Below are 26,894 nucleotides of genomic sequence, written 5' to 3'. Positions count from 1 at the left end.
CCGCACGAACGGTGAAGGCGAGTCCGGCTATTCCGGGCGAATGGCGGTGACTTCACCCGCGTTGCCCTGAACGGTCAGGTCGAACTCGACGCGATCCCCGACAGCGGCTTGCTGTACCACGGCGGGGTCTGCCGTGAAGCTCATCGTCATCGCTGGCCAGCCGACCGCCGGAATAGCCTCGTGATTGATCGTCACGGTGCCGGCCGCCGCATCCACGGCGGTGACCACGCCCGCGCCGCTGCCGGATCTGGAGCCCGCAGCAGGGGATGTCGCCGTGTCCGTCGCGCCGGCCGCGGAAGCCGTGTCGACGGGAGCGGCAGCGTCCGGTTCGGCGGCCGGGTCTGCGGGTTGGCCGCAGGCCGATAGCATCATGACCGCGCCGGCGAGTGCGATAAAGGTTCGAGTCATGGAGTCGCTCCTTGGGTTGAGAGGGTCGAACGGGCCTTGCGGCGCCTGAGGAGAAGATAGCCCGCCGGGATAACGAGCATCGAGAGCAAAGGCGCGGTGATCATGCCTCCGATCACCGGCGCGGCGATCCGGCTCATTACTTCCGAGCCCGCGCCGTGGCCGATCAGAATCGGAAACAGGCCCGCGAGGACAACGGCGACCGTCATGGCCTTGGGCCGGACCCGCAGCAGGGCGCCTTCGCGAACGGCGTCTTCGACCTGTCCGCGATCGGGGTCGGCTCCGCGATCCTTCAATGCGTGCTTCAGATAGATCAGCATCACCACGCCGAACTCGGCCGAGAGGCCGGCCAGGGCGATGAAGCCGACGCCGGTGGCGACGGACTGGTGAAAGCCGAGTAGATAGAGCAGCCAGATCCCCCCGGTCAGGGCGAACGGCAGGGTGGCCATGATCAGCAGGGCTTCGTCGAAGCGCCCGAAGGTCAGGTAGAGCAGGATGAAGATGATCGCCAGCGTGGCCGGGACAACGATCCTGAGCCGCGCGGTCGCCCGTTCGAGATATTCGAACTGGCCCGAGTAGGCGATGCTCACGCCAGGCGTGAGGGTGACATCGCTGGCCACCGCTCGACGCAGATCCGCGACGACCGAGGCCAGGTCGCGTCCCCGCACGTCGACATAGACCCAGGTGGTCGGCCGGCCGTTCTCGGACTTCAGCATCGGCGGCCCGTCGGCGACCCGCAGATCGGCGACGGTGCCCAGGGTGATCTGCTGGCCTGAAGGCGTCAGGATCGGCAGGGCTCGCAGCTGCTCCACGCTGTCCCTCAACTCGCGCGGATAGCGCACGCTGATGGGATAGCGCGCCACGCCCTCCACGGTCTGGCCGATGGTCTCGCCGCCGATCGCGCCGGAGACGATCGACTGCACATCGGCGATGTTGAGCCCGTACCGGCCCGCCGCGTCGCGGTCGATGTCGATATCGATGTAACGGCCGCCCGTCAGCCGCTCGGCCAGCGCCGAGCTCACGCCTGGCACGGATCGGGCGATCTCTTCGACCTCGGCGGCGATGCGGTCGATCTGACCGAGGTCAGCGCCGGACACCTTGACGCCGACCGGGCTCTTGATGCCCGTCGCCAGCATGTCGATGCGATTGCGGATGGGCGGAACCCAGACGTTGGACAATCCCGGCACCTGAACCGCGCGGTCGAGCTCCTCGACCAGCTTCTCCGGAGTCATGCCGTGGCGCCATTCATCGCGCGGTTTGAACTGAATGGTGGTCTCAAACATTTCCAGCGGAGCCGGATCCGTCGCGGTTTCCGCCCGGCCCGCCTTGCCGAACACGGTCGCCACTTCCGGCACCGTGCGGATCATGCGGTCCGTCTGCTGCAGCAGTTCCGCGGCCTCGGCGGCGGACAGGCCGGGCTGTGCGGACGGCATGTAGAGCAGGTCGCCTTCATCCATCGCCGGCATGAACTCGCCGCCCAGCTGACTCAACGGCCAGGCCGTGGTCGTGAAGGCCGCGAGGGCGATCAGCAGGGTCCGCTTCGGATATCTGAGCACCCAGTCCAAAGGTCCGCAATAGGCATGTGTCAGCCAGCGATTGATCGGATTGCTCCGCTCCGCCGGTATCCGCCCGCGGATCAGATAGCCCATCAGCACGGGGACGAGGGTGATCGACAGGATCGCGGCCGCCGCCATCGCATAGCTCTTGGTGAAGGCCAGAGGCGCGAACAACCGGCCTTCCTGCGCCTGCAGGCTGAACACGGGGATGAACGACAGGGTAATGATCACCAGGCTGAGGAACAGCGCAGGCCCGACCTCGACGGCGGCCTCGGTGATCACGGCCCAGCGGGTTTCGCCGTCCAGCCTGTCGTCAGGATGATCGTGCTCCCATCGCTCGATGTGCTTATGGGCGTTCTCGATCATGACCACCGCCGCATCGACCATGGCCCCGATGGCGATGGCGATCCCGCCCAGCGACATGATGTTGGCGTTCACCCCCTGCACATTCATGACCAGGAAGGCCGCCAGCACGCCGAGCGGCAGTGTCAGGATGGCGACAAGCGCGGATCGCGCGTGCCAGAGGAACAGGCCGCAGACCAGGGCGACGATGAGGAATTCCTCGATCAGCTTGCCGCTCAGGTTCTCGATCGCCCGATCGATGAGCCGGGACCTGTCGTAGGTGGTCACGACCTCGACGCCCGGGGGCAGTCCGGCCTTGAGCGTCTCGAGCTTCTCGGCGACGGCGGCGATCGTTGACCGCGCGTTCCCGCCGGACCGGAGGATGACGACGCCGCCGGCGACCTCGCCCTGCCCGTTCAATTCGGCGATCCCGCGCCGCATCTCCGGACCGATCTGAACCGTGGCGACATCGCCGAGCCGGATCGGAACCCCGCCGGCCGCGGTGCGGAGCGGTATGGCCCGGAAGTCCTCCAGCTCGGTCAGATAGCCGTTGGCGCGCACCATATACTCGGCCTCGGCAAGCTCCAGCACGGACCCGCCCGTTTCGCCGTTGGCGCGCTGGATGGCCTCCACCGCGGTCTGATGGGTCACGCCGTACGCGGCGAGCCGGACGGGGTCGAGCACCACCTGATACTGCCGCACCATGCCGCCCAGGCTGGCGACCTCCGCCACGCCCGGCACGGTCTTCAGCTCGTAGCGGAGAAACCAGTCCTGCAGGCTGCGCAACTGCGCCAGATCGTGGCGGCCGGTCCGATCGACCAGGGCGTACTCATAGACCCATCCCACGCCGGTGGCGTCGGGACCCAGCGCCGGTTGGACCGTGGCCGGAAGCCGCGCTTGAACCTGGTTCAGATATTCCAGCACCCGGGACCGGGCCCAGTAGAGATCGGTCCCGTCCTCGAAAAGCACATAGACGAAGCTGTCCCCGAAAAAGGAGTAGCCCCGCACCGTCCGCGCGCCGGGCACCGACAGCATGGTCGTCGCCAGCGGATAGGTGACCTGGTTCTCGACGATCTGGGGCGCCTGGCCCGGGAAGTTGGTGCGGATGATGACCTGCACATCCGACAGGTCCGGCAGGGCGTCGACCGGCGTGCTTCGCACCGCCCACAGGCCGGCCGCGAGCAGGGCGAAGGCGGCCATCAGGACGAGGAAACGCCCCTTGACCGAGGCGCGAATGACGGCAGTGATCATTGCGCGGGCCTCGCGCGCGCAGCGGACGCCGCCGGCCCGCCGGCGACCGACCGGCCTTCGGCCAACGGCGCGGCGGCGGCCCGTTCGACCTCCCCGATCGGCCGGGCCGCGACCCCCGACATATTGGCTTCGGAGTCGATCAGGAACTGGCCCGACGCGACGATCCGTTCGCCCTCCCTGAGGCCGGCGAGAACCTCGGTCCGGCCGCCGGCTTCCCGTCCGATGCGGACCTCCGCCGCCTGAAAGCGGCCTTCCGGGAGGGCGAGCATGACGAGGTCACGCTCGCCGGTCCGGATCACCGCCTCGGTCGGCACGAGCAGAGCCGAGGTCGAACCGCCGCCGAAGGTGATGCGGCCGAACATGCCGGGCCTGAGACGCCCTCCCCGACTGTCCATTTCTATTCGCGCGGTGACCGTACGGCTATCGCCGACGAGCTCCGGCAACAGGGCGGTCAGGCGGCCGGTGAAGCGCTCGCCCGGGAATGCGGCCAGGGTGACCGCGACGGATTGCCCGACCCGCAGCTGGCCCGCCAACGCCTCCGGAATGGCGGCGTTGAGCCAGACGGTCGTCAGGCCGTTGATTTCGGCCAAGGTCGCGCCCTGAGCCACGCTCATGCCCGAACGCACGCCCAAGGTCTTGACCACGCCGCCGGCGGGCGCCGTGATCGTGATGGTGTTTCGCGCCCGCCCGCTGCGCTCGATCGCGGCGATCAACGCCTCGGACATGCCCAACAGGACCAGTCGCTGCCGCGCCGCGCGGATCAGGGACGTATCGCCGGTGCGTCGCACCGCCAGATATTCGGCCTGGGCGCCGCCCCAGGACGGGATGAGCAGGTCCACCAGGGGCGCGCCGGCGGCGATCACATCGCCCGGCGCGCGATCGTAGACCCTTCGCACGAATCCGTCCGCGCGCGCCTGGACCACGGCGATGTCGCGCTGGTTGAAGTCGATGACGGCGGTGGCCTCGGCATCGGCCTCCAGCACGCCGCGACGCACGAAGGCGAACCGGGCGCCCAGGTTCTGGGTCAGCGACGGATCGATGCGGACGCCAGCCCCCGAACCCACCTCGTCCGCGTATTTCGGGATGGTGTCCATGTTCATGGACGACTTGCCTGGCCCCGGATACCGTTCGTTCGGGACCATTGGATCGTACCAGTAGAGCACCTTCCGCTCCGTAGCGGCGTCATTCGCCCCGCTTCCCGTCCGCTGGGAGATCAGGACGCCCGCGCCGGCCCCGATGGCGACCAGCAGGAGCGCCGCGGCCGCCATCGCCAGACGCTTGTCGCCAAATCCGGTCATCTGTCACCCCCATAGGTCAGGCTGATCTCGACGGCGCCCCGAACCGCCGCCGCTTCCTTGTCCAGCACGTCGAGCCGGGCCTCCGCCACGGCGGTGAAAGCACGGATGATGTCGCCGATCCCGATGCGGCCGGCGGCATAGGCCGCCGTCTCCAGGTCTGATTGCTGCACCACAGCGGGCAGCACCACGTCCCGCGCCCGGATCCACAGGTCCTGATCGGTCGCCTGCCGGGCCAGGGCGCGCCGCAGATCGGCTTCCAGGCGTCGCCGCGTCGCATCGCGCTCCGAGCTCACTCTCAGCGCGTCGGCCGCCCGGGCGGCGATCAAGGATTCCTGACGTTCTCTCTGAAAAAGCGGCAGACTGACGCTGGCGCCCACGGACACCATGTCTCCGAACCGGGGATCGCGACGTTGATAGCTGGCCTCCACCGACCAGTCCGGCCGGCGGCCGGCGCGCGCCAGATCCAGTTCGGCGTCGGCGCGACGTCGCTCGGCGGCGTAGGCCCGGAGCGCCGGCAAATCCTCGAGTCCCGCTCGCAGACGCGTGGGATCGAGTCCCGCCCGGGGCGGCTCTCCCTGCGTGCTCGCCGCCGGATCGCCGGTCCAGCGGGTCAGCTCGGCCCGGGCCGCGTCCCGATCCGCGAGGAGCCGGCTCCGGCGGTCGTCCAGGGCCGCCTTCAGCTGGATCGGGATCAGGGCGGCGGCCGGCCGTTCGGAGCCCGAGGCCACGCCGGACGGGGCCGCCTCCCAGAGGGGTTGCAGGGTCGCCAGAATCTGATCGACGACCGCCAGCTTGCGGTCCGCGTAGTAGAGGTCGATCCAGGCCACGCCGGCCGCGATCCGAACCTCCCGCAGGGCGGTGGCCTCATCCGCCACGGCGACGCCGACGGCGGCCTCGGCCAGGTCCCGCTCCGCCCGGCGGCGCGCCCGGCTCGGCAGATCCTGCTCGACCCCGATCCGCAGGGCGGTGAAATCGTCCTCGCCGAACTGGCCCGCCAACGGCCCAGTCACCGGAAAACCGTCGAGGCCGAATTTGAGACGCGGATCCGGCAGACGCCCGGCGGCGGGCGCGGCGGCCCGAGCCGCGTCGACGCCCAGAGCGCTGGCTCTCAGGCGCGGCGCATCGCTGGCGGCGCGGGCCAGAGCCTCGTCGAAGGTCTGAGGATCGGCGCGGGCCGGCGCGGTCCAGAGTGCCACCACGAGGACTGCCGACAGTGGCCACGGCCGGTGAACGGCGCCCAACCAGCAAGGCCGCCGCACGCGTCGCGGCAAGGGAACGGCCGAAAGACGGCGCACGACAGAGGCCGCCGTGCCGAAGCGAATGATCATGAGAATTCTCGATAACCGCCGCGTCCACCTCGCGGCGTGACGCAGGCGCAGACCTCAGTCGATCGGCGGACGCCGCGAAGCGGTGCGCGGCTTTCCGATCAGCGAAAGCAGTCTACGACAGCGGTTTGGGCGGACTCTTCAGTGGAAGCGGACCCGCGCCTTCCAGCGCGACATCGACCTCGGCGAACGATTTCGCCCCCGACCCGAGCGGATGCTCGATCGCCGGCGCGGGCGGCATCGGCGAGGCGACGGCGGCGCAGCCCATCTTGGCGATGCAATCCGGCGTCATCTTGCTGCACGGGCCTTCGGCGTCGTCGACGGCTTCGTCCGCCATGTCCATCATCTCGGCGCAGTCCGCCTCCGGCATTGCCGCCGTCGCCTCGAACACCTGAACCGGAGTGGCGTGCGCCGACGACTGGCCGATGAACCCGGCCACCGCGAGGGCGAACAGAAGGACGCGGACAATATTCCACATGGCGGCCGAGATAGGCGCTTCGAGGCCCTTCGAGTCAAGACGCGACCGCGCCGGACGGCGCGCGCCGTCCGCTTCAGTCGCGACCATGACGAACGCCCTTCATCGCCGTCCGTCGGGAGCATGATCGACCGCAGAAGAGCCGCTCCAGTGGCGCTTCAGCGCAGACCCGCTTACGCTGGGAGGGAAGATTCAGGATCTGAGAGGATGGCGTGCCGGACAGACTTCGAGACCTCATCGCGCAATGGCGTAACGATCCCTCGGCGACCTACCAGACCTGGTTCCTGTGGGATGAACGGCTGAAGAATTTCCGGTCGATCCGCCGGGGCATCGGCCAGGTAGTCGAGGAGATCGAGACGGGCCGCTTCGGTGTCGCCTATCGCGGCTCGTCCCTGGAGACCATCGTCCATTCCGTCGCCGAGCAGCGACAGATCTTCAAGGGCGCCGACCACGCCTTTCTGTGGAAGCCCAAGTTGAGGATCCCCGACATCTACGAGAACCCGGCGAACCAGCGCGCCTTCGGCCGCCTGCTGCATCATTGCAGCGGCTGTTCCACAGCCGACGAGATTCTCTCCGGCATCCGCACGATCGATCAACTCAAGATCAAGGGCCTCGGGCCGGCCGTCGCCAACCTGATCTATTTCCTGCACCCCACGCATGCGCCCCCGTTCAACACCGCCATCGTCAACGGTTACAACGCGATCACCGGCTCGAAGGTGAAGCTCGGCAGCTGGGAACATTATCTGGCCATGCGGGAGGGCCTCCTGGCGCTGAACGCCCGATATCGTGACCTTCTGTCGAACGATCTGGGCGCCCTCGCGGGATTCCTGTTCGATGTCGGGTCAGGGCGGTATCCGGCGCCGCCCCCCGCCGGTGACGCGCTCTCGCGCCAGGGGTGGGAAGAACGGCTCGCCCAAGCCCGCGCGGAAGCCCTGAAGTTCGAGAAGGCGACGGCGCAGCAACGCGAGACGGATCGCACGCACACGGAAATCCAGGCCTGGCTTCGTGATCTGGGACGCGCGCTCGGCTATCGGGTCTGGATCGCCGCCAACGACCGGAGCCGGCTCCATGACGGCGCGCGTCTCGGCGAGGGCTGTCTCGATCAACTTCCGACGGCGCTGGCGAACGGCGCTGGCGCCGAGTCGATCCGTCTGATCGACGTCCTCTGGCTCGATGCCTCGCCGGATCGCGTAGCGGCGGCCTTCGAAGTCGAGCACTCCACCACCATCTATTCCGGCGTGGTGCGCATGCTGGATCTGGCGCTCTCGGGTGAACTCCACACGTCCGCCGGTCTCTTTCTGGTGGCGCCGGACAGCCGGGAAGGCGATGTCCGGGCCCAGCTCCAGCGGCCGGCTTTCAGCCGGATCTCGGACCTGGACGTCCGATATCTGCCCTATGGGGAGTTGGACCGGCACCGGGGATCGATCGCGCGCTTCGGCTCCGACCTGCGAGGCCTGACCGAAATCTCTCACCGCCTGACCTGACCACCCGCCCGCGCCCGGGCGCAACCCGCATCAACTCGAACCGCCCGTCCGCCGAGACGCCCGGAAAGCCTTCAGATCACGCGCCAGGCGGATCCATAGCAGGATGATCCCGGTGATCACGATGCTCAGGGTGAGGAAGGTCGTGATGATGATCAGCGGATGGTTGAAGTTCTCGCCGGTCTTCCAGTCCATGATGTGGAGCCGCCAGAAGAAGTCATAGAACCGCCAGACGCCCGAGCGGCGCGTCACGACCTCTCCGGTGGCCGGCGACAGATAGAAGGTCGTCCGTTCGCGGTCGGCGAAATCGACCCTCCAGAGCGGTCCTGTCCGGCCGGTTTCCTGAGGCGCCATGGCCAGCAGCACGGCGTCGGACACCTTCGCCTCGCCCTTGTAGCCCGTCCGGGCGAACGCCGAGGCCTCGCCAGCGGACATCGGCCCGAACGGAAGGCCCGTGACGGCGGACACGACGACGGGCTCTCCGTCCGCCGGTTTCAAAGTCCAGGCGGGTCCGCGCGGCGTCGTGCGCAGCTCCGCCTCGACAGGGGCCACGCCCGCGCGACGGGCCACGACGGCGAGGGTCGGAAGAGCTCCAACCTCAAGCAGAGCCGGCTTGAGTTCGGCCGCGCGATGTTCGCTACGCACCGTCTCGATCGGAATGACGGTCATGACCAGACCGCCGCCGACCCAGAACAGAACCTGCAGCCCCACCACGAGGGCGACCCATTTGTGAAGCTGGGTCGACAGCCTGAGAACCTTCATGGAACGAACCCGACTAGCCGTGACGCGCGAAGACGCGTGTGCCGCCGCCCTCGAGGATCAGCAGGGTCTCATAGGGCTCGCGCTGGCCGTCCGGCGTCTCCATGCCCGGCGACCCCAGGGGCATCGCCGGAACCGCCAGGCCCACGGCCTTGGGACGCTCGGCCAGAAGCCGTCTCACGTCCTCGGCCGGCACATGGCCCTCCAGAACATAGCCCCCGATCAGGGCGGTGTGACAGGACGCGAGGGCTTCGGGCACGCCTTGGGTGCTGCGGATCGAGCGGAGACTGGGAAGCTCGCTGATCCGCGCCTCGAAGCCCGCGGCGCGCATGTGATCCACCCAGGCCGTGCAACAGGCGCAGGTCGGCGTCTTGTAGACGGCGAGCTCGTTCGACGCGCGACCGACCGGGGCGCAGGCCGCGACCGCCAGGGCGCCCGTTCCCATGGCGATGAGACTGCGGCGTGAGAGTGGAATGGACTGGGACCCCATGAGACCTCAAGAAAACGATGTGCAAACGGCGCTGACCGTCGCGGTCGCGCTCAGGCCGCCGGACGGAAAGGCCGCGCCGAGGAATGATAGATGTCGAACCTCCACTCGTCACCTCGCTTGCGCAGGACGCTGGTCGCGGCGCCGCGGCGTTCTATGGGAGCTCGCGCGCCGTCCTTGAAGGTGATGTGGTAGGTGTAGGTCTCGCTTACGAAGGCCGTATCGCCATCGACCTCGATCTTCATGTCGTGGTCGCGGAAGTCGAACCCAGCGAGATCGGCGAACTCAGGACCCAGATGGTGCTCCAGATAGTAGGCGAACGATCCCTCCACGCCGCCGTTCTCGAAGATTTCGGAGTCGGACCAGAACAGGGCCGGCGTCTGCGACACATCCATCCGCTCGATGGCGGTCTTGTATGCGGTGACCACGGCGCGGACCTGTTGTTCGTCCGCGGTCTGGGCCTGCGAGGCGGTGGCGAGGAGAGCGGCGACCGCCAGTCCGGCGAAGGTTGAACGAAACATCGTGGGCGAGGCTCCTGTTTGCCGGCCGCGAAAGGTGTGTCGGACGGGCGTGGGTGAAAAAACGAGAAGGTTGAACGACGGCGCGGCCTTCAGAACATCAGATGTCTCACGCCGTGGGTCAGCATGCCGCCCAAGAGGCCGTTGATCACGACGGCGACGGCGGTGAGCGTCAACAGGCCGATGTAGACTCTCTCGCGCCCGGGCCCCGGCCGGCGGACCCAGTGCTCCTTCGCCCACCAGCTGAGGAGGCCCAGCGCGGCGATCGAAGTGCCGAGCCATCTGTGAGAGGCGTGGGTCGCGTCGTCCCGTCCCGGCATCCCCATGGCGAACCAGCCCAATGCCACTGCGCCGACCGCGGAGATGGCCGCCAAGGCGATGATGACGCGCGTGCCCTGGGTCAGGACCGGACGCCGGAGGGTCAGGGCGGCGATCTCGAGGAGGGCGGCGACGAGGAACAGGGCGATCGGAAAATGCACCGCGGCCGGGTGCATGGCGCCGAGCCAGCGGTACAGGCGCTGCGGCATGGGTTTCGGACCCTCGTCCGCCATCATGGCCCCGTGGTCCATGTCGGCCGCCATGCCGGGCATGGCCGTCATGTCCGATTGCGGCCCCTCGGCGGTCGATGCGGCGCTCTGGCCGCGAACCGCCGGGGCGTCATGATCCTCGTGCGCGATCGCGGGCGCGCTCACCGACAAGGCGAGCGCGAGTCCCAATGCCGGGAAAAATCCGCGTGATGTCATAAACCCTCTCCACTCCTGTCCCTTCTGCTATCTACGCAGCGCGAGGTCCGCCCCCTCGCCCGAGGGATGTCACGGTCTTGGCCGTAGTAGGATGTAGGGGCGCAAGGAGAGTGTTCGATGTCGCTTAAACTGGATGACATTCTGGCCGAGTCCGCGATGACGCCCATCGGCCGGTCGCTCGACGGGCTCGAACCGCTGGTCTGGAGCCGGGTCGAGACGCTTCGCGGCGAAAGACTGGCCACGCAGGTCCGTCTCGGCGCGGTCGCCGTGGCCCTCGCCACCGGTCTGACGGCGGGCGGCGTCGGCGCGGCCGCCGCGCCGAGCCCGCCGGGAGAGATGGCCATCTTCACGGTCGATGCGGGCCTGTCGCCTCTGGTGAGACTGGAAACCGGGCGGTGATGCGCGGCTGGCGCGCGATCGTCCTGACGGCCGTGCTGGCGGCCGTCGCCAGCGGCGCGGGCACCTGGATCAGCGCCAGCTGGGTGCTGAGCCGGCGCGAGCCGCCGTCCCTGCACGACATCGTGCACCACGATCTCAAGCTGTCGCCTGACCAGTTGACGCGCATCGAGGCGGTCGAGGCCCGGTTCGCAGCGCGTCGGCCCGCGCTCGAAGCCGATGTCCGCGCGGCCAACCTCGAGCTGGCGCGCGCGATCGAACAGAGCGACGGCGACGGTCCCCCGGTTCAGGCCGCGGTCGACCATTTCCACGTCGCCATGGGCGCCCTTCAGAAGGAGACGATAGCCCACGTCTTCGAGATGCGGTCGGTGCTGACCCCTGCCCAGGCCGAGGTCTTCGACGACCGCATCGTGGCGGCTCTCGCGCCCGACGAAGGCTAGCGTTCCGGGTGGAGAGTCCAGCGAACCTGTCAGCGCGCGCCGCCGGCGGCGATCGGGCGGCCTTCGGCGCGCTGATGCAGCAGACCAAGACGGCCCTGTTCCGCTTCGTCCGGCGCTATGTCGGCGACGAACAGGATGCGTGGGATCTGTTGCAGGAGACCTATGCGGCGGCGTGGATCAACATCCGCCGCTATGACCCGACCCGGCCCTTCGAAGCCTGGATCCGGACCATAGCGCTCAACAAATGCCGGGACTGGAGCCGCCGCCGGTTCGTCCGACGCCTGATCCGGGGCGACGTCGATCTGGCATCGCCGGAAGCCTTGGCCGTGGCGAACGGCGACGAGCCGGCGGATGAACGGATGGAGGCCGGCGACCGACTCGCCCGTCTGAACGAGGCGATCAGCCTTTTGCCGCCGCATCTCAAGGCCCCGCTGCTGCTCACCGCGATCGAGGGGCGCAGCCAGGCGGAAGCGGCCGAAATTCTGGGCGTGACCGTCAAGACGGTGGAGACGCGCGTGGCGCGCGCCCGTCGCAAGCTGTTCGATGTCCTGGGCGGCGCGGGCGACGTCCCGCCGGCTCCGAAATGACGCGGATGAAGGCCGGACGGCGAGGGCTGCGGCGCTCGCCCGCGTAAACCAGTATGAAGGCGTCGATGGAAATACCTGACCGTCGCCCTCTTATCAGGAGCTTGCCACATGAGATTGCCGATCCTCGCCGCGGCCGCGGCGGTCACCCTGGGCGCCTGCCAGCCCGCCGCCGAGCCTCAACCGGTGGACGCCGAGCCGACGCCGGACGCTTCAGCGATGGCTCCGATGGAAGCCGTGCCGGCCGCAACCCCCGAGGCGACGCCGCCGCAGGCCGCCACGCCCGCCCCTGCCGCATCAACCCCGGCCGCGCCTCCCAAGGCATCGGCGCCCCGCCCGGCCCCCCGGCCCGCGCCCGCGCCAGAGCCGACACCGCCGCCTGCCGATCCGATGGCCGGCCATGACATGTCGAAGATGGACGGCATGACCATGCCGCCCAAACAGTAGTTCGCTTGAAGTCCAGGAGTTTTCGATGAACCGTTCAATACTCGCCACTCTCGCCGCCCTCGCGGCCTTCGCTCCTCTGTCGGCCGCCCAGGCCCAGAGCCAGTCGCATGCCGGCATGTCGGCGCAGGACCACGCCGCCATGCAGGCGCCGGCCAATGGCGTGGCGACCACTCCGGCGGACAACGCCATGCTGTCCTCCGCCCCGACCACCTTCTCGGCGACTTTCCCGCACGCCATGGTCCTGACGTCCCTTCGCCTGACCGGCGGACCGTCGAACCAGGCGGTCGATGTGGCCCTGTCAGCGGAGGCTGCACCCGCGGTCACCGTCAGCGCCCCGCTTCCGGCCCTCGCGCCCGGCACCTACGCCGCCGCCTGGACCGCGAAGGGCGCCGACGGCCATCAGATGAACGGCGTCGTCCGTTTCATGGTTCACTGAGGAGGCGGCCTCCCGCCTCCTGAGGGGCCGAAACCGAAGTGGGGAACGCCGCGCGGCTCGCCGCGCGGCGCTTTTCTTGCGCGATCGGATCGTCGATCTGGCGCACCTCGATCGCGGGCGGCTTAAAAGCGACGCGGCGGTATCCCGCACGCCGAACCCTTCATTCACGCTGAGTGTGAAGCGCAGGCAGACAACGCGCCAGGCCCGTCAAGGTCCTGACCACCACGTCGGCGTCGCTGCGACGGGGTTCGGCCTCAAGGGCCCGTTCCGGATCATACAGCACGGTCCGACAGCCCAGAGCCTTGGCCGGACGGATGTCCCATTCGAGGCTGTCGCCGATCACGCAGACCTCGGGAGCCTCGACGGCCAGGGCGGCGAACGCACGCCTGAACGCGTCGGGAAAGGGCTTTCCCACGCCGACTTCGCCCTCGATCTGAATGTGATCGAAATACGGTTCGAGACCGAACCGTTCGATCTTGGCGCGCTGCAACGGTCCGGCGCCGTTGGTGAGAAGCGCGAGGCGATAGCCCGCGTCGCGCAAGTCGAGCAGCAGGGCCTCAGCCCCCGCCTCGAGCCGCATCTCTTCGTCCCGCCGCCGGCTGAAGGCGTCGGCGAGGCTCGAGACCGTTTCGCAAGCCGGTGCGGGATGGCCTTCCCGAAGCAGGGTCTCGAAGGCCACTGTCGCGATGAGGCGCCGCGCGTGTTGTGGGTCGGCGCGACCCAACTCATGACACCGCGGGTCGCGCCAGAACGCCTGCCCGGCCCGCGTCAGCGCCTGCGCCGCGACATCCGGGGCGAGGCCGCCCAACTCGGCTTGCATCGTCAAGCAGACGCTCCGCCAGGCCAGATCCGGCCGGCGGTAGGCCGAGAGTAGGGTGTCGTCGAGGTCGATGACCACGGCCGAGAGGGGCCGCGGCCTCACCGAGACCTCCCCGTCCTTTCCAGCCGCCGAGACCGGGGACGCCGCGCCTCGGCGACGATCCGCGACCGCCTATCGGGGCCAAGGATCAGACGAGGCCCGCCGCCGCCGACCTTCGCTAGAACCACGTCCGGATGCCGACGACGAGGCGCGTGTCTTCCGAGCTTCGCCCATCGGCTTCGAGGAAGTCCGCCGTATTCCCGAAGCTCTTGGTCCATTCCAGGCCGACATAGGGGGCGAACTCCTTGTGGAATTCGTACCGCAGCCGAGCCCCGATCTGGAGCGACGTCAGGCCGGATCCAATCCGGAGCTCGGGGATGTCCTCGGCCGACAGCACGACTTCAGCGCGAGGCTGCACGATCCAGCGGTTGGTGATCCGCTGATCGTATTCGGCCTCCGCCCTCGCCGTGAGTTCACCCTTGTTGGAGAGGAAGGCCGCCGCATCGACCTCGAACCAGTAGGGCGCGAGGCCCTGAACGCCCACGACCAGATCGGTTCGATCGCCCTCCGGACGGTAGGTCTGTCGCAGACCCGTCTGGAAGTCGAAGAAGGGCCGGAACGCCCGGCTGTAAAGGGCCTGGATCTCGGCTTCCTCGACCTCGCCGTCGAAGTCGCCCTCGACTTCCGACTTCCACCAGAAGCGGTTGATGTCGCCGCCGGTCCAGCCCTGCGCGTCCAGCGCGTAGCCTTCTTCGCCGTCTCCGAAACTCGCTTCGAGCTGGTCAATGATCACCGCGGTGGTCCGCACGTCGCCATTCTCGACGCGAAGCTGTTCGCGGGCCGCCGCCATCTCCGCGGGATCGAACAGGGTATCGGCGGCGTGAGCGGGGCCGCTGGTCGCCCCGGGCGGAAGGGGCATTTCCGGAGGGCGTCCCGGGTTGTCCGCGCTGGTCGGCACGTCGGGCGGCATCGCCATGGCCGACATGTCATGACCCGGGGGCATCTGCCCCATGGTCGACATGTCATGTCCCGCCGGCATGGCCGACGCGGGCGCGGTCTGCCGCATCGTCGACATGTCGTGCCCGGCGTGGGGATCCGGCTGAGCGGCGGTGGCCGGCTGTTGGCCGCTCTGCATGGTCGACATGTCATGTCCCGCCGGCATGGCCGGCGCCGGCGCGGTCTGGCCCATCGTCGACATGTCATGTCCGGCGTGGGGATCCGGCTGACCGGCGGCGGCCGGCCGCTGGCCGCTCTGCATGGTCGACATGTCGTGGCCCGCCGGCGTGGCCGGCGCGGGCGCGGTCTGCCGCATCGTCGACATGTCGTGCCCGGCGTGGGGATCCGGCTGACCGGCGGCGGCCGGCTGTTGGCCGCTCTGCATGGTCGACATGTCATGTCCCGCCGGCATGGCCGGCGCGGGCGCGGTCTGGCCCATCGTCGACATGTCGTGCCCGGCGTGGGGATCCGCCGACGCCGGCGCGCGCTCGGGCACGGCGCCGGTCGGGCAGACCGGCGCCCCGGGCGTTCCGACGCGGGACGGATCCGCCGTCGGCGCGCCGCGCCGGACGCAACCGGCGGGCAGCTGGACGGCGGTCTGGACGGCGTTAGCCGCCGCGCCGTGCCCGGCGTGGCTCTGGGCGAACACCGGGCCGGCCGAGGCCGCGAGGAGCAGAGGGACGAGACCCACGGACCGACGGATCATGACGAGGCTCCTGACATCGGGCGGACGGTGACGACGTTGAACATGCCCGCGTGCATGTGCATCAGCATGTGGCAGTGGAAGGCCCAGTCGCCCGGTGCGTCGGCGGTTAGATCGAAGGTCACCTTGCCGCCGGGGGCGACGTTGACGGTATGCTTGAGCGGCTGATGCCCGGCCGGTCCGCCCGTGACCAACTCAAAGAAGTGGCCATGCAGGTGGATTGGGTGAGCCATCATGGTGTCGTTGACGAGGGTCACCCGCACTCGCTCATTGCGCTCGAAACGGATGGGCTCGACCAACTCACTGAACTTGCGGCCGTCGAAGCCCCACATGAACCGCTCCATATTACCGGTCAGGTGGATTTCCATCGTGCGCGACGGGGGGCGCTGGTCCCTGTTGGGGACTAGCGACACCAAGTCGGTATAGACCAGCACCCGGTGCGGGACGTCTTCCAGCCCCATCGGCCGTTCACCCAGGCGATTGGCCGGATCCATGGCGATGGCGTCTACGCCGACGCCAACCGCCATGTCTGGCGGAGCGTTTTCAGGGTCGCGCATGTTCATTCCGCTCATGGACATGCCGCCCATGTCTCCCATCGGAGCCCCGCCTTGCGTCGAGGCTCCATGATCCATGCCGGTCATCGCGCCATGATCCATTCCGGACATGCCGTCCATCGAACCGTGATCCATTCCGCCCATGCCCATGTCGCGCATGGTGAGGTTCGGGACCTCGCGCAGGGGAGGGACCTCGGCGGTCATGCCCAGGCGCGGAGCAAGGGTCGCCCGCCCCATGCCGGAACGGTCAATGGCTTCCGACACGATGGTGTAGGCCCGGTCCTCGGTCGGCTGGACGATGACGTCGTAGGTCTCGGCGACTGAAATCTGGAACTCGTCCGTCTCGACCGGGCGCACGTTCTCGCCGTCGGCCTGCACCACGGTCATCGGCAAGCCCGGGATGCGAACGTTGAAGATGGACATGGCCGAGGCGTTGATGATGCGCAGCCGCACCCGCTCGCCGGGCCGGAACAGGCCGGTCCAGTTCTCCTGCGGCCCATGGCCGTTGATCAGATAGGTGTAGGTCGATCCGCTGACGTCGAGGATGTCGCGCGGGTCCATCCGCATCTGGCCCCACATGCGCCGTTCCTCCAGGCTCATGCGGTCCTCGCCGGAGAAGAGGCCCGCCAGGGTCGTGCGCTGCCGGTTGAAGTAGCCGGGGCTCTTCTTCAGCTTGTCGAGGATTTCGTGCGGATGCATGAAACTCCAGTCCGACAGGACCAGCACATGCTCGCGGTCGTAGGCGACCGGATCGGCGCCGGCCGGATCGATGACGATCGGCCCGTAGTGGCCGAGCGCCTCCTGCAGGCCGGAGTGGCTGTGATACCAGAAGGTGCCGGACTGCCTGATCGGAAACTCGTAGACGAAGGTCTCGCGCGGCTTGATGCCTGGGAAGCTGATCCCGGGCACCCCGTCCATCTGGAAGGGTAGAAGAATCCCATGCCAGTGGATCGAGGTGTCTTCGTCCAGGGTGTTCGTCACCGCCAGACGGACGTTCTGGCCTTCGCGCAGCCGCAACACCGGCGCCGGCAGCACGCCGTTGATGGTCGTGGCCGTCGCGGTGCGCCCGTTCACGGTGAAGGGCGTCTGACCGATGGTCAGATCGATATTCGGCCCAGTCAGGGTAGGCAGGTCCGACCGCAGCCCCGGCGAGCCCGTCTGCGCCCAGGCGGGCATCAGGCCCTGCAAGGCGGCGAGACCGCCGCCCGCGACGACGCCGCGCAGCAGCAGTCGACGATCCAGCTTCATAAGATACTCCTCAAAGTCAGAACCGCGCCTCGGCGAAGCGACGATCTATATGGTTTTACGCAGGCGACCCGGTCGGCCCTCGCGACACGCTGCCGCAGAGCCGACCGGGCCGGAAACTCCCGTCGCCTAGCGCTGGATCAGCGCCTCGCCAGGATGGCTTTCATCTGGGCGATCTCCCTCTCCTGGGAGCTGACGATCTCCTCGCACAGACCCAGCACTTCCGGATCCGTCAGCGAGGCCTGCTGACACATCAGGATGGCGCCGGAATGGTGCGGGATCATCGATTTCAAGAACTCGGTGTCGCCCACCGCCGCCTGGGTCCGCATGCCGTAAAAGCTCACCGCGAACACCAGGGCGGCGGCTCCGCCGATCAGAAGGTTGGTCCGTTTCGACGGATACATCGATCGCATAAAGATCAGCATGAGGATGGCCATCGGCGACACCATCATCAGCGTCATGTAGACGTTGTTGAGGTTGAAATAGAAGTGATTGAGGGACGCGATCATCGTGTACATCACCAGGTACATGATGATGAAATCCACGATGAGCTCGACGCCGAAGGAACGGTAGCTCCCCTTCATCGAGTCCATCGTCTTCATCTTTGAGTCCATCGTCTTCATCTTTTCCATGGATCGGTCCTTTCGCGACAACGCTCTTCAATCACATTCCGATCGCCAATCAGGCAGCGCCGGCCGGATGGGAGTCCAGCCAGGCGCGCAACTCGGCGATGTCGGCGGTCTGCATCTCGATCGTTTTCTGCGCCATGCGCCGGATGTCGGCGTCCTGACTTTCGCGCAACACCACCTGGGCCATGTCGAGGGCGCCCTGGTGATGCGCGATCATCTTGCGAGCCCAGGTCTGGTCCGTGTCGGCCCCGGTCGCGGCCATCATGGCGTCCTTCATCTCGGCCTCGGCCGTCGCGTATGGATTTTCCGCGCTTCCGCCTGGAGCCGCCGCGCCGGCGGCGGCGCCCACGTTCGTTTCAAGCCAGCGCCGCAGCTCGGCGATGTCGCCGGGCTGCATCTCGATGGTCTTCTGGGCCATGCGACGGATATCCGCGTCCTGTGTGTCCCTCAGCACGATCTCGGACATGTCCAGCGCGCCCTGGTGGTGAGGGATCATCTTGCGGGCCCATGTCTCGCCCGCATCCGCGCCCATGGCGGACATCATGGCCTCGTGCATCTTGGCCTCGGCGTCGGAGAACGGAGTCTGCGCCATGGCCATCGGCTCCTGCGTCTGAGCCGAGGCTTCGGCCTCCGTGTTCGCCGGCGGTTCCGCCGACGGGCTGCAGGCCGCCAGAACGAGAGCGGAACAGCCGGCGACCAGGAGAGACGTGCGGGTGAAAGTCGGGATGAGCATAGGGCGTCTCCGCTTGAGGGGGTCGCCGGCGGATCGCCGGACGGCCAGACGAACGATGCGTCCGACAACGCTGCGGCGGGTGCGAGTTTGGTCCCTTGCCCCGACTGCCCACGCCGGACATCGTCCAGCGTAATCCAGCCCCGGCGCCACGGTTCCGCCGTGATTAAATATTCCCGAACGCCGTTGGATCAGGCGAGGGATCGGTCGCCGGAATGCGTATTGGCACCCCCCCGCGGCTCTCGTCTGCGACGGCTTTCTGGCCAGGGGACATCCATCAGAGTCGGACGGCCCGGAGCCGCAGCGCGTTGGCGATAACACTGACGGAGGACAGGGCCATCGCCAACGCCGCCAGGGCCGGCGACAACAGAAGGCCGAAGACCGGGTAGAGCAGTCCCGCCGCGATCGGAATGCCGAGGGTGTTGTAACCGAAGGCGAAGACCAGGTTCTGACGGATGTTGCTCATCACCGCCCGGGACAGTTTGCGCGCCCGGACGAGGCCCTGGAGATCGCCTCCCAGCAGGGTGACGCCGGCGCTTTCGATCGCCACGTCCGACCCGGCCCCCATGGCCACCCCCACGTCGGCGGCGGCCAGGGCCGGGGCGTCGTTCACACCGTCGCCGGCCATGGCGACGATCCGACCCTCCGCTCTCAGCCGCTCGACGACCGCCGCCTTGTCCTGAGGCAGGACCTCGGCCTGGACGTCGTCTATGCCGAGCCGGCGCGCCACCGCCTCGGCCGTCGTGCGGTTGTCGCCGGTCATCATCACCAGACGCAGCCCCGACGCCTTCAGATCGCGGATGGCCTCGGCGGTGGTCGCCTTGACCGGATCGGCGATGCCCAGCACGCCGGCCGCAGCCCCGTCCACGGCCACGAAGATGGCGGTGGCGCCCTCCTGGCGAAGCGCTTCGGCCTCGACCTCCAGCGTCCCCACGTCGACGCCGATCTCGGCCAGATAACGGCTGTTGCCGAGCGCCACGCGGCGGCCGTCGACGACCCCGGTGACGCCGCGCCCGACGGGGCTGTCGAAGTCCGACGCCTCGGACAGAACCAGATTTTGGTCGCTCGCCGCCCGAACGACGGCGTCCGCCAGCGGATGCTCGCTGCTCCGCTCAAGACTGGCGGAAAGTCTCAGAAGCTCGGCCTCGTCGAACCCATCGGCTGGCCGGACGGCCGTCACCGAGGGGCGCCCCTCCGTCAGGGTGCCGGTCTTGTCGAGCACTAGGGTGTCGACCTTTTCGAAGCGCTCCAGCGCCTCGGCGTTCTTGATCAGCACTCCGGCGTGGGCTCCGCGCCCCACCCCGACCATGATGGAGATGGGCGTGGCGAGCCCCAGGGCGCAGGGACAGGCGATGATCAGGACCGAAACCGCCGCGACGAGCGCGTAGGAAAGCCGCGGTTCGGGGCCGGCGAGCCCCCACACGACCGCGGCCAGAACCGCGATGCCGATCACCGTAGGGACGAACCAGCCCGAGACTTTGTCGGCTAACCGCTGGATCGGGGCGCGGCTGCGCTGGGCCTGGGCGACCATCTGGACGATCTGGGCCAGCAGGGTGTCGGCGCCGACCTTGTCGGCCCGCATCACGAACGATCCCGTCTTGTTGAGCGATCCGGCGACGACCCTGTCGCCGATGTCCCGGGTCACCGGCATCGACTCCCCCGTCACGAGGGACTCGTCGAGGGTCACCCGCCCATCCAGAATCTCGCCGTCGACCGCCACCTTCTCGCCGGGACGGACGCGCAGCCGGTCTCCGACCGCGACCAGGTCGAGGGTGACGTCCTCGTCCCCGCCGTCGTCGCGAACCCGCCGGGCGGTCTTAGGGGCGAGGTCGAGCAGCGCGCGGATGGCCCCTGACGTCTGCTCGCGCGCCCGAAGCTCCAGGATCTGGCCGACCAGCACCAGGACGGTGATGATGGCCGCCGCCTCGAAATAGACCGGCGCGCTGCCGTCCATCCGCCGGACCGCCGCCGGGAACAGATGCGGCGCCAGCACCGCGACCACGCTGTAGATCCAGGCCGCGCCGACGCCGATGGCGATCAGGGTGAACATGTTGAGGCTGCGTTTGCGGAGGGACGCCCAGCCCCGCTGAAAGAACGGCCAGCCGGCCCACAGGACGACCGGCGTCGCCAGGGCGAACTGGATCCAGTTGGAGGTCTGGCCCGGAATCCGCATCGCCAGCCCGGTCAGATGGCCGCCCATTTCGAGCGCGAAGACCGGCAGCGTCAGAACCGCGCCGATCCAAAGGCGGCGGGTGAAGTCGATCAGTTCGTGATTGACCGGCGCCTCCGCGGTGACCGTCTCCGGCTCCAGCGCCATGCCGCAGATCGGACAGGAGCCGGGTCCCTCCTGGCGCACCTCCGGATGCATCGGACAGGTGTAGATCGCACCGGGCGTGACGGGAGCCGGTTCAGGCCGCTCGCCGAGGTAACGAGCCGGGTCGGCCATGAATTTGGTCCGGCAGCCCGCCGAACAGAAGAAATACGCCTGCCCCTCGTGGGCGGTCCGATGCGCCGCGGTCGCCGGATCGACGGTCATGCCGCACACCGGATCGACTGCCCGCCCTTCGGCCTGAGGCGCCATGTTCGAACAGCAGCCGCGGCCGGCCGGCTGGGAGGGGGAAGACATGGCCATGGCGGCTCCTCGGACGACTTCACCGCTAAAGATATACCCCGCATGGGTATCGCGCAAGGCGTGGCGGTGAGCTAGGATCGAACGATCGGAACGAGGAATAGGATGCAGATCGAGGTCAAGCCGAAGGTGTTGAACCGCCTGAACCGGATCGAGGGGCAGGTGCGTGGCCTTTCCAGAATGGTCGAGGAGGACCGCTACTGCATCGACATCCTGACCCAGCTCCAGGCCGTGCGGGCGGCGCTGGCGCGCGTCGAGAGCGAGGTCTTGAAGGACCACATGGATCACTGCGTCATGGGCGCGATCGCGGGTGACGATGTCGCCGACCGCAAGGCCAAGGCGACCGAACTGATCGAACTTCTCGGCCGCGCTTCCCGCTAGTCAGGGACGGACTTCCGGCGTTCGGTCGCCAGGCCAGGCGGTCGGCCTGGACATCCTCTCGTCCGGCTGAGGGACATGACATGTCTTGGGGGGCGGCCTCACCTAGAGCGCAGCGGTCCAGGCTGGCAAACCGGCCGAGGGCATTCCGAGCCCCGAGCCAGACTTGGACGTCCCGTATGACCGGCCGGCCCCGTCTGGCGTCGCGCATGAGGGATGTTTCCGCCCGATGCGTATCTCAATATGGCGGCGGTGCTGATCCGCCGCCCTTGGGGGGCCATCGCGAATGACATCCGTACCGCCGACCCGAGACGGCTACCCCGCCGATCTCAGGGCTCTGACCAGTCTGCGCGCCTTCCTCGCCGTGGGGGTGGTGCTGTTTCACTATCAGCTCCAATGGGATCCGGCCTTGGGCTTCAGCCCGATTATCGAGCGCAGCCGGCTGGCGGTGGACGCCTTCTTCATGCTGTCGGGCTTCATCCTGGCCCACGTCTACGGCCCGGCCTTCGCAAGCGGCGGTTTCAGCTACCGGCGTTTCATCGTCGCCCGGCTGGCGCGGCTTTACCCCTTGCACGTCGCGGTTCTGACGGGCGCCTTGATCATGGTGCTGGGCGCGACCGCCGCGGGCGTTCGCTTCGACGGCGAGGGCTATGGGCTGCTGGCCTTCTTCCAGACGCTGTTTCTCATCCAGGCCTGGTTTCCGACCGATGCGGAATTGAATTGGAGCGGGCCGAGCTGGTCGCTGTCGGCGGAATGGTTCGCCTATCTGCTGTTCCCCGCCTACGCCTGGCTGGCCCTGCGTCTGCGGACGCGGCCCTGGGTGCTGCTGGGGATCGGGGCCGCGGCGTTCGTCGTCCTCGACGCCTTCTACGTCCAGGCGTTCGGCAAGGTTCTTCCGCGAGCCGAGGACTCGCTCGGCATTCTCCGGATCGCCCCGGAATTCCTGGTCGGCATGGCGCTTTACGGGCTGGGCCATCGCTGGCGCTGGAGCCCGCCCGTGGCCGCCGCGGCCGCCCTGTCCACGACCGTCCTGCTGCTGGGCGCGATGCAGCTATCACTGGACGATCGCATCATCGTCGCCCTCGCCGCCCCCGTGATTCTGACTTGGTCCCTGCTCGCGCGGGCGGATTGCGAGGGCCCCCTCGCCGCCCCGGGCCTTGTCTTCGCCGGAGAAGCGTCCTTCGCCCTCTATCTGGTGCACATGCCGGTGATCGTGGCCTGGAAGGGCGTCGTGGCCGAACTGCGCGGCGTCGACAGCACCTTCCGCATCACGCCGGTCGAACTGATCGGATTGTTCATCGCCACGGCCCTGATCGCGGCGGCGCTGCATCTGCTCGTCGAAAAGCCCGGCCGAACCTGGATAAGGCGCCGGTTCGACAGGCGTCGCGACGAGCTCGCCCCGGCCGCGCTCAGCCCGCCGGCGCTCCGTGAGCCTGGCGACCGCTGAGCCGACCGGTCTCTTCGCTCTTCGCGACGGCCGTCCGCTCGTTGGCGATGACACCGCCGTCGTCGAGAACCGGCCGATCCCGACCTCCGATCGACCCGTCGCGAGGACCTCCGTCGCGGATAAACCGCACCGTCTCCGTTCGGAGATGCGGCTCGGCCACGAAGCCGGCGTCCGCCAGGGCGAGATGCTGTGGCGTCGCGGGCGCGCCGCGCTCAGGTTTCCACCAGCCCTCCGTCGCCGCAGCCTTCGGAAAAAGGCCGCTGATGATGCGTTCGATATCGCGGAACGTCAGCACCACTTCGGTCCGCCTTTGACGCCGCAGATAGGTTGCGAGAGGCGCGTATTTGGCCATCAACCTCTTTTCCTCTCGCCGCCCCGCAGGTCAAGCGCTGCTCGGCCCCTGTGATAGCCACGAAGAAGCCAACGCCAGGCTGGCTAGATGCGAGTGCGATTGACTCGCAAGAAGGCCTGTGGTCAGACGCCCTCTATGTCGTTCCCACTGAAGTGCTCCATGTCCCCTCGTCTCCTCGCCACCGGCGCCCTTCTGCCGCTGCTGCTGGCCGCGCTTCCCGCGGCGGCTCAGGAGGACCCCACCCCGGACACGACGCTTCTGGATCAGGTGGTAGTCACCGCCTCCCGGATCGAAGCCCCCCGTTCCGCGATCGCCGCCACGGTCGAGCTCATCGACGCCGAGGCCATCGCCCAGCAGACGGCGCTGGCCGCCTCGGCCGTCGACACGGTGGCGGCCCTGGTGCCCTCCTTCTCGCCGACGCGGCAGAAGCTGTCGGGCTTCGGCGAGACGCTGCGCGGGCGTTCGCCGCTCTATCTGGTCGACGGCGTGCCGCAGTCGACGCCGCTGCGCGACGACAGCCGCGACGGCTACACCATCGATCCCTTCTTCATCGACCGGGTCGAGGTCATCTTCGGCTCCAACGCCATCCAGGGCGTCGGGGCCACCGGCGGCGTGGTCAACTACGTCACCGCCCGCACGCCGGCCGAGGGCGAAGGCCTGACGGGCCGGATGATGGCCCAGATCACAACCGACGATGAGCTGCAGGGCGACGGCGTCGGCGCCAAGATCGCCGCCATCGGCGGACGTGACTTCGGCGCCTTGGACCTGACCCTGGGCGCCGTCTTCGAAACCCGCGGGGCCTATTACGACGCCGACGGCCGCCGCATCGGCTTCGACGGCGCCCAGGGCGAGGTGCAGGACTCGCAGGTCCTCTCGCTGTTCGCGCGCGGCGGCTGGGATCTAGACGGCGATCGCCGGCTGGAGGGTTGGGTCAACCGGTTCGATCTGGAAGGCGACGGCGACTATGTGACCGTGGCGGGCGACCGGGCGACGGGCGTCCCGACCACGGCCGTGCGCGGCGCGGCACCGGGTAGGCAGCCGTCAAATGCCGTGACATCGGCGGCTCTGAGCTACACCGACCGCGACCTGTTCGGCGGCGTCCTGCGGGCCCAGGTCTTCGCCCACGATTACCAGGGCGTATTCGGCGGCGGCAGCTTCCCCGACTTCCAGGATCCCCGCATCGCCCCGGTCGGGACCCTGTTCGACCAGTCGGCCAACAATTCGGAAAAACTGGGCTTCAAGATCGACTGGCAGGGCCAGGTTCCCGGCCTGACGGGCCTGAAGGCACTGGTCGGCCTCGACGGCCTGCGCGACCGGACCTATCAGGAACTGATCCTGACCGGGCGCAACTGGGTGCCCGAGACGGCCTACGAGAGCCTGTCGCCCTTCCTGCAGCTGAATCAGTCGGTCCTGGCCGACCGCCTCAGCCTGTCGGCGGGCGTGCGGCACGAATCGGCGAAGCTTAAGGTCGACGACTCCCAGACCCTGTACGCCTACGGCCCTCAGACGGTGGCGGGCGGCGAGCCGGGCTTCGAGGAGACCCTGTTCAACGTCGGCGCCGCCTTCGAGGTTACGCCGGCTCTCCTCGTCCACGGCTCCTTCGCCCAGGGTTTCACCATGCCGGACGTCGGTCGGGTGCTGCGCGGCATCAACCGTCCAAACCAGGACGTCGACACCTTCCTCAACGTCGAACCGGTCGTGTCGGACAACACCGAGGTCGGGGTGGAATACCGCGGTGCGCGCGTCGAGCTGTCCGCCGCCGTGTTCCGGTCCGAGGCCGAACGCGGCTCGCTGCTGAACCGCCTGCCCTCGGGCATCTTCGAGGTGCAGCGGCAGCCCACGCGGATTGATGGACTGGAGCTGAAGGGTCTATGGCGCGCCACGGACGCCCTGACCCTTGGCGGCAGCTACGCCGCGCTCGACGGCCAGAGCGACAGCGACGGCGACGGCGACCTGGACCGCGACCTGAACGGGGCCAACATCTCGCCGGACCGCCTGCTGCTGTGGGGCGAGTACGAGACAGGCCCGATCGCCCTGCGCCTTCAGGCCCAGACCTTCCTCGCGCGCGACTTCGACGGCGAGCCCGCGGCGAACGGCTTCGAGGGTTATGCCGTGTTCGACGCCGTGGCCCTCTACGAGACCGGTTTCGGCGCGGTGTCGCTGGGGGTTCAGAATCTGCTAGACGAGCAGTACATTTCCTATTTCTCCGACACTCAGGGCCCGACCGACAACCTTCGCTATTTCGCCGGTCGCGGGCGCACGGCCACCCTGACCCTGACCCAGAGTTTCTGAGCCGGTGATGGGCGCGATCCGCACGTTCCACGCCTGGGCCGGGACCGCCCTCTCGATCCTGGCCGTGTTGTTCGGCCTTACGGGATCGTTGCTGGTGTTCGAGGACGACTGGATCCGCGCCACCGTCCCCGCCGCGCGCGCCGAGATCGATCTCGATGCCGCCCGTCTGGGTGCGGCGCTCAACCGGCTCGAGGCGGCCGAGCCCCGCCTCACCTCGGTGGTCCTGCCGGGCGGGGCGGTCGGCGTTCACCGGCTCTACCTGGCCGACGACGATTTCGGCTACGCCGACGCCGACGGCAAGGTGGTGGACAGCTGGCGCGGCGCGGCGCGAGCCGAGACCTGGATCTTCGACCTGCACCACGAGCTGCTGGCCGGTCACACCGGCAAGCTGGTCGCCGGCGGCGCCGGCCTGGCCCTCGCGCTGATGATCCTGACCGGCCTGATCGTCTGGATTCCCGCCTGGCGCGCCACCGGCTGGCGGGTCTGGCCCCGCTCGGGGGCCCGGCGCGAACTGATCGGCAGCCATCGTAATCTCGGCCTGATCTTCGCCATCCCGCTGGTCGTCTTCAGCCTCACCGGAGGGGCCATCGTCTTTCACGGCACGACCCAAGCCCTGCTGGGGGCCGTCCCGGCGCCGCCGGCGCCGGTGGTCGGGACGGGAGACGTCGACTGGGCTCGCGCGCTGACGGAAGCCCAGGCCCGCTTCCCTGAAGCGACCCCGCGCATGGCCGTCCGCCCCGCCGCGCCGGGCAGGCCCGCCACGATCCGTCTGAAGCAGCCCGGCGAGTGGCACCCCAACGGCCGCACGACCGTGACCATCGATCCGGCCACCAGCCGGGCGGTGGCGACCTCCGACGCCAACGCCCTGCCGAGCGGCGTGCGGGCCTACAATGCCTTCTACCCCCTGCACGCCAGTTCGGTCGGCGGCTGGCTCTATGACGCGGTGACGGCGCTCAGCGGCGTCGCCATGGCGGCGTTGGGGCTGGTCGGCGCCTGGGCATTCCTGGGAAAACCCCGACGGCGCTCGCCTCGGTCGAAACCGACCCGCCGAGGACAAGCGCGCGAGGGAGCGGAAGGGTCTGCCTGATCCACGGCCCTACCCTCCGCCGGTCGCCACTCCAGGCCTGATGCACTCAC

At 68.6% G+C, this 26,894-nt stretch carries 26 protein-coding genes; 10 read left to right on the top strand and 16 right to left on the bottom strand.

The features are described from left to right. Positions 1-27: 27 nt before the first annotated feature. The 5 genes from EGK63_RS08710 to EGK63_RS08690 form a co-directional block, all read right to left on the bottom strand. Positions 28-408 (bottom strand): copper-binding protein, encoded by a 381-nt coding sequence (locus EGK63_RS08710; RefSeq protein WP_054765341.1) that lies wholly within the window; start codon positions 406-408, stop codon positions 28-30. Next, entirely contained in the window at positions 405-3,554 is a 3,150-nt protein-coding gene (locus EGK63_RS08705) for an efflux RND transporter permease subunit (RefSeq protein ID WP_125900830.1), read from the bottom strand. Before EGK63_RS08705 ends, EGK63_RS08710 begins: the two co-directional genes overlap by 4 nt. Further along, a complete protein-coding gene (locus EGK63_RS08700; protein ID WP_082382655.1) occupies positions 3,551-4,852 on the bottom strand; it encodes an efflux RND transporter periplasmic adaptor subunit in 1,302 nt (433 codons plus the stop codon). The genes EGK63_RS08705 and EGK63_RS08700 overlap by 4 nt, the downstream gene beginning before the upstream one ends. Next, positions 4,849-6,180, bottom strand: coding sequence for a TolC family protein (locus EGK63_RS08695; RefSeq protein WP_082382654.1), 1,332 nt, complete (start codon positions 6,178-6,180; stop codon positions 4,849-4,851). The genes EGK63_RS08700 and EGK63_RS08695 overlap by 4 nt, the downstream gene beginning before the upstream one ends. Positions 6,181-6,292: 112 nt before the next feature. Further along, the gene (locus EGK63_RS08690) at positions 6,293-6,742 is read right to left on the bottom strand and encodes a hypothetical protein (RefSeq protein WP_224761380.1); all 450 of its coding nucleotides are present in this window, start codon (positions 6,740-6,742) and stop codon (positions 6,293-6,295) included. A 122-nt stretch (positions 6,743-6,864) separates the two neighbouring features. Between EGK63_RS08690 and EGK63_RS08685 the strand changes: the two genes are divergently transcribed. Beyond that, entirely contained in the window at positions 6,865-8,136 is a 1,272-nt protein-coding gene (locus tag EGK63_RS08685) for a hypothetical protein (RefSeq protein ID WP_054765339.1), read from the top strand. Between the two features lie 30 nt (positions 8,137-8,166). On the opposite strand, the gene EGK63_RS08680 is transcribed toward EGK63_RS08685, so the two are convergent. The 4 genes from EGK63_RS08680 to EGK63_RS16485 form a co-directional block, all read right to left on the bottom strand. Next, positions 8,167-8,895: a PepSY domain-containing protein gene (locus tag EGK63_RS08680; RefSeq protein WP_054765338.1), complete on the bottom strand. Its 729-nt coding sequence runs from the start codon at positions 8,893-8,895 to the stop codon at positions 8,167-8,169. A 13-nt stretch (positions 8,896-8,908) separates the two neighbouring features. After that, positions 8,909-9,382, bottom strand: coding sequence for a DUF411 domain-containing protein (locus EGK63_RS08675; RefSeq protein ID WP_082382653.1), 474 nt, complete (start codon positions 9,380-9,382; stop codon positions 8,909-8,911). Between the two features lie 50 nt (positions 9,383-9,432). Continuing rightward, on the bottom strand, positions 9,433-9,900 hold the full coding sequence (locus EGK63_RS16490; RefSeq protein WP_054765336.1) for a nuclear transport factor 2 family protein: 468 nt from the start codon (positions 9,898-9,900) through the stop codon (positions 9,433-9,435). A gap of 89 nt (positions 9,901-9,989) precedes the next feature. After that, positions 9,990-10,640, bottom strand: a complete 651-nt coding sequence (locus EGK63_RS16485) for a DUF2231 domain-containing protein (RefSeq protein WP_054765335.1) — start codon at positions 10,638-10,640, stop codon at positions 9,990-9,992. 117 nt (positions 10,641-10,757) lie between these two features. Here EGK63_RS16485 and EGK63_RS08665 point away from each other — a divergent pair, with 117 nt between their 5' ends. From EGK63_RS08665 to EGK63_RS08645, 5 genes are all read left to right on the top strand, one after another. Further along, positions 10,758-11,039 carry a hypothetical protein gene (locus EGK63_RS08665; protein ID WP_066551049.1) on the top strand — a complete coding sequence of 94 codons (282 nt, stop codon included), beginning with the start codon at positions 10,758-10,760 and terminating at the stop codon, positions 11,037-11,039. Further along, positions 11,039-11,476 (top strand): Spy/CpxP family protein refolding chaperone, encoded by a 438-nt coding sequence (locus EGK63_RS08660; RefSeq protein ID WP_054765334.1) that lies wholly within the window; start codon positions 11,039-11,041, stop codon positions 11,474-11,476. The genes EGK63_RS08665 and EGK63_RS08660 overlap by 1 nt, the downstream gene beginning before the upstream one ends. Before the next feature lie 8 nt (positions 11,477-11,484). Next, a complete protein-coding gene (locus tag EGK63_RS08655; protein WP_054765333.1) occupies positions 11,485-12,063 on the top strand; it encodes an RNA polymerase sigma factor in 579 nt (192 codons plus the stop codon). 108 nt (positions 12,064-12,171) lie between these two features. Then, positions 12,172-12,507: a hypothetical protein gene (locus EGK63_RS08650; RefSeq protein ID WP_066551041.1), complete on the top strand. Its 336-nt coding sequence runs from the start codon at positions 12,172-12,174 to the stop codon at positions 12,505-12,507. Positions 12,508-12,532: 25 nt separating this feature from the next. Then, entirely contained in the window at positions 12,533-12,943 is a 411-nt protein-coding gene (locus EGK63_RS08645) for a copper resistance CopC family protein (protein WP_066551038.1), read from the top strand. Between the two features lie 160 nt (positions 12,944-13,103). Here the strand turns inward: EGK63_RS08645 and EGK63_RS08640 are convergent, their stop codons facing one another. From EGK63_RS08640 to EGK63_RS08615, 6 genes are all read right to left on the bottom strand, one after another. Then, positions 13,104-13,841 (bottom strand): HAD family hydrolase, encoded by a 738-nt coding sequence (locus tag EGK63_RS08640; protein ID WP_165906565.1) that lies wholly within the window; start codon positions 13,839-13,841, stop codon positions 13,104-13,106. Positions 13,842-13,980: 139 nt separating this feature from the next. Next, the gene (locus EGK63_RS08635; RefSeq protein ID WP_224761375.1) at positions 13,981-15,504 is read right to left on the bottom strand and encodes a copper resistance protein B; all 1,524 of its coding nucleotides are present in this window, start codon (positions 15,502-15,504) and stop codon (positions 13,981-13,983) included. After that, positions 15,501-17,303 carry a copper resistance system multicopper oxidase gene (locus EGK63_RS08630; protein ID WP_125900828.1) on the bottom strand — a complete coding sequence of 601 codons (1,803 nt, stop codon included), beginning with the start codon at positions 17,301-17,303 and terminating at the stop codon, positions 15,501-15,503. The genes EGK63_RS08635 and EGK63_RS08630 overlap by 4 nt, the downstream gene beginning before the upstream one ends. Positions 17,304-17,440: 137 nt before the next feature. Continuing rightward, positions 17,441-17,932 carry a DUF305 domain-containing protein gene (locus EGK63_RS08625; RefSeq protein ID WP_224761373.1) on the bottom strand — a complete coding sequence of 164 codons (492 nt, stop codon included), beginning with the start codon at positions 17,930-17,932 and terminating at the stop codon, positions 17,441-17,443. A gap of 49 nt (positions 17,933-17,981) precedes the next feature. Further along, complete coding sequence (locus tag EGK63_RS08620) at positions 17,982-18,662, bottom strand: DUF305 domain-containing protein (protein WP_125900827.1); 681 nt, start codon at positions 18,660-18,662, stop codon at positions 17,982-17,984. A 274-nt stretch (positions 18,663-18,936) separates the two neighbouring features. After that, positions 18,937-21,285, bottom strand: coding sequence for a heavy metal translocating P-type ATPase (locus EGK63_RS08615; RefSeq protein WP_054766888.1), 2,349 nt, complete (start codon positions 21,283-21,285; stop codon positions 18,937-18,939). 108 nt (positions 21,286-21,393) lie between these two features. Here EGK63_RS08615 and EGK63_RS08610 point away from each other — a divergent pair, with 108 nt between their 5' ends. Together EGK63_RS08610 and EGK63_RS08605 are read left to right on the top strand one after the other, a co-directional pair. Further along, positions 21,394-21,669: a metal-sensitive transcriptional regulator gene (locus EGK63_RS08610; protein WP_054765327.1), complete on the top strand. Its 276-nt coding sequence runs from the start codon at positions 21,394-21,396 to the stop codon at positions 21,667-21,669. A 283-nt stretch (positions 21,670-21,952) separates the two neighbouring features. Continuing rightward, positions 21,953-23,113: an acyltransferase gene (locus EGK63_RS08605; RefSeq protein ID WP_054765326.1), complete on the top strand. Its 1,161-nt coding sequence runs from the start codon at positions 21,953-21,955 to the stop codon at positions 23,111-23,113. On the opposite strand, the gene EGK63_RS16595 is transcribed toward EGK63_RS08605, so the two are convergent. Continuing rightward, a complete protein-coding gene (locus tag EGK63_RS16595) occupies positions 23,076-23,465 on the bottom strand; it encodes a toxin-antitoxin system, antitoxin component (protein WP_191555437.1) in 390 nt (129 codons plus the stop codon). The two genes, EGK63_RS08605 and EGK63_RS16595, sit on opposite strands and share 38 nt — an antisense overlap. A 159-nt stretch (positions 23,466-23,624) precedes the next feature. Here EGK63_RS16595 and EGK63_RS08595 point away from each other — a divergent pair, with 159 nt between their 5' ends. Then, positions 23,625-25,757, top strand: a complete 2,133-nt coding sequence (locus EGK63_RS08595; protein WP_125900826.1) for a TonB-dependent receptor — start codon at positions 23,625-23,627, stop codon at positions 25,755-25,757. A gap of 7 nt (positions 25,758-25,764) precedes the next feature. Then, a complete protein-coding gene (locus EGK63_RS08590; protein WP_054765324.1) occupies positions 25,765-26,844 on the top strand; it encodes a PepSY domain-containing protein in 1,080 nt (359 codons plus the stop codon). Positions 26,845-26,894: the final 50 nt, after the last annotated feature.

It is taken from the genome of Brevundimonas sp. 357, assembly GCF_003938605.1.
Classification (GTDB): Bacteria; Pseudomonadota; Alphaproteobacteria; order Caulobacterales; family Caulobacteraceae; genus Brevundimonas.
The sequence above is the reverse complement of the archived record's forward strand: the minus strand, read 5'-3'. Positions and strand labels throughout refer to the sequence as shown.

Bases quoted from the DNA above. Each gene is read 5' to 3' on its own strand.
- EGK63_RS08635 (WP_224761375.1), bottom strand. From the start codon at position 15,504: ATGATCCGTCGGTCCGTGGGTCTCGTCCCTCTGCTCCTCGCGGCCTCG.
- EGK63_RS08690 (WP_224761380.1), bottom strand. From the start codon at position 6,742: ATGGTCGCGACTGAAGCGGACGGCGCGCGCCGTCCGGCGCGGTCGCGT.
- EGK63_RS08680 (WP_054765338.1), bottom strand. From the start codon at position 8,895: ATGAAGGTTCTCAGGCTGTCGACCCAGCTTCACAAATGGGTCGCCCTC.
- EGK63_RS08630 (WP_125900828.1), bottom strand. From the start codon at position 17,303: ATGAAGCTGGATCGTCGACTGCTGCTGCGCGGCGTCGTCGCGGGCGGC.
- EGK63_RS08625 (WP_224761373.1), bottom strand. From the start codon at position 17,932: ATGGAAAAGATGAAGACGATGGACTCAAAGATGAAGACGATGGACTCG.
- EGK63_RS08705 (WP_125900830.1), bottom strand. From the start codon at position 3,554: ATGATCACTGCCGTCATTCGCGCCTCGGTCAAGGGGCGTTTCCTCGTC.
- EGK63_RS08710 (WP_054765341.1), bottom strand. From the start codon at position 408: ATGACTCGAACCTTTATCGCACTCGCCGGCGCGGTCATGATGCTATCG.
- EGK63_RS08700 (WP_082382655.1), bottom strand. From the start codon at position 4,852: ATGACCGGATTTGGCGACAAGCGTCTGGCGATGGCGGCCGCGGCGCTC.
- EGK63_RS08645 (WP_066551038.1), top strand. From the start codon at position 12,533: ATGAACCGTTCAATACTCGCCACTCTCGCCGCCCTCGCGGCCTTCGCT.
- EGK63_RS08595 (WP_125900826.1), top strand. From the start codon at position 23,625: ATGTCCCCTCGTCTCCTCGCCACCGGCGCCCTTCTGCCGCTGCTGCTG.
- EGK63_RS08610 (WP_054765327.1), top strand. From the start codon at position 21,394: ATGCAGATCGAGGTCAAGCCGAAGGTGTTGAACCGCCTGAACCGGATC.
- EGK63_RS08605 (WP_054765326.1), top strand. From the start codon at position 21,953: ATGACATCCGTACCGCCGACCCGAGACGGCTACCCCGCCGATCTCAGG.
- EGK63_RS16490 (WP_054765336.1), bottom strand. From the start codon at position 9,900: ATGTTTCGTTCAACCTTCGCCGGACTGGCGGTCGCCGCTCTCCTCGCC.
- EGK63_RS08650 (WP_066551041.1), top strand. From the start codon at position 12,172: ATGAGATTGCCGATCCTCGCCGCGGCCGCGGCGGTCACCCTGGGCGCC.
- EGK63_RS16485 (WP_054765335.1), bottom strand. From the start codon at position 10,640: ATGACATCACGCGGATTTTTCCCGGCATTGGGACTCGCGCTCGCCTTG.
- EGK63_RS08665 (WP_066551049.1), top strand. From the start codon at position 10,758: ATGTCGCTTAAACTGGATGACATTCTGGCCGAGTCCGCGATGACGCCC.
- EGK63_RS08590 (WP_054765324.1), top strand. From the start codon at position 25,765: ATGGGCGCGATCCGCACGTTCCACGCCTGGGCCGGGACCGCCCTCTCG.
- EGK63_RS08660 (WP_054765334.1), top strand. From the start codon at position 11,039: ATGCGCGGCTGGCGCGCGATCGTCCTGACGGCCGTGCTGGCGGCCGTC.
- EGK63_RS08675 (WP_082382653.1), bottom strand. From the start codon at position 9,382: ATGGGGTCCCAGTCCATTCCACTCTCACGCCGCAGTCTCATCGCCATG.
- EGK63_RS08615 (WP_054766888.1), bottom strand. From the start codon at position 21,285: ATGTCTTCCCCCTCCCAGCCGGCCGGCCGCGGCTGCTGTTCGAACATG.
- EGK63_RS16595 (WP_191555437.1), bottom strand. From the start codon at position 23,465: ATGGCCAAATACGCGCCTCTCGCAACCTATCTGCGGCGTCAAAGGCGG.
- EGK63_RS08695 (WP_082382654.1), bottom strand. From the start codon at position 6,180: ATGATCATTCGCTTCGGCACGGCGGCCTCTGTCGTGCGCCGTCTTTCG.
- EGK63_RS08620 (WP_125900827.1), bottom strand. From the start codon at position 18,662: ATGCTCATCCCGACTTTCACCCGCACGTCTCTCCTGGTCGCCGGCTGT.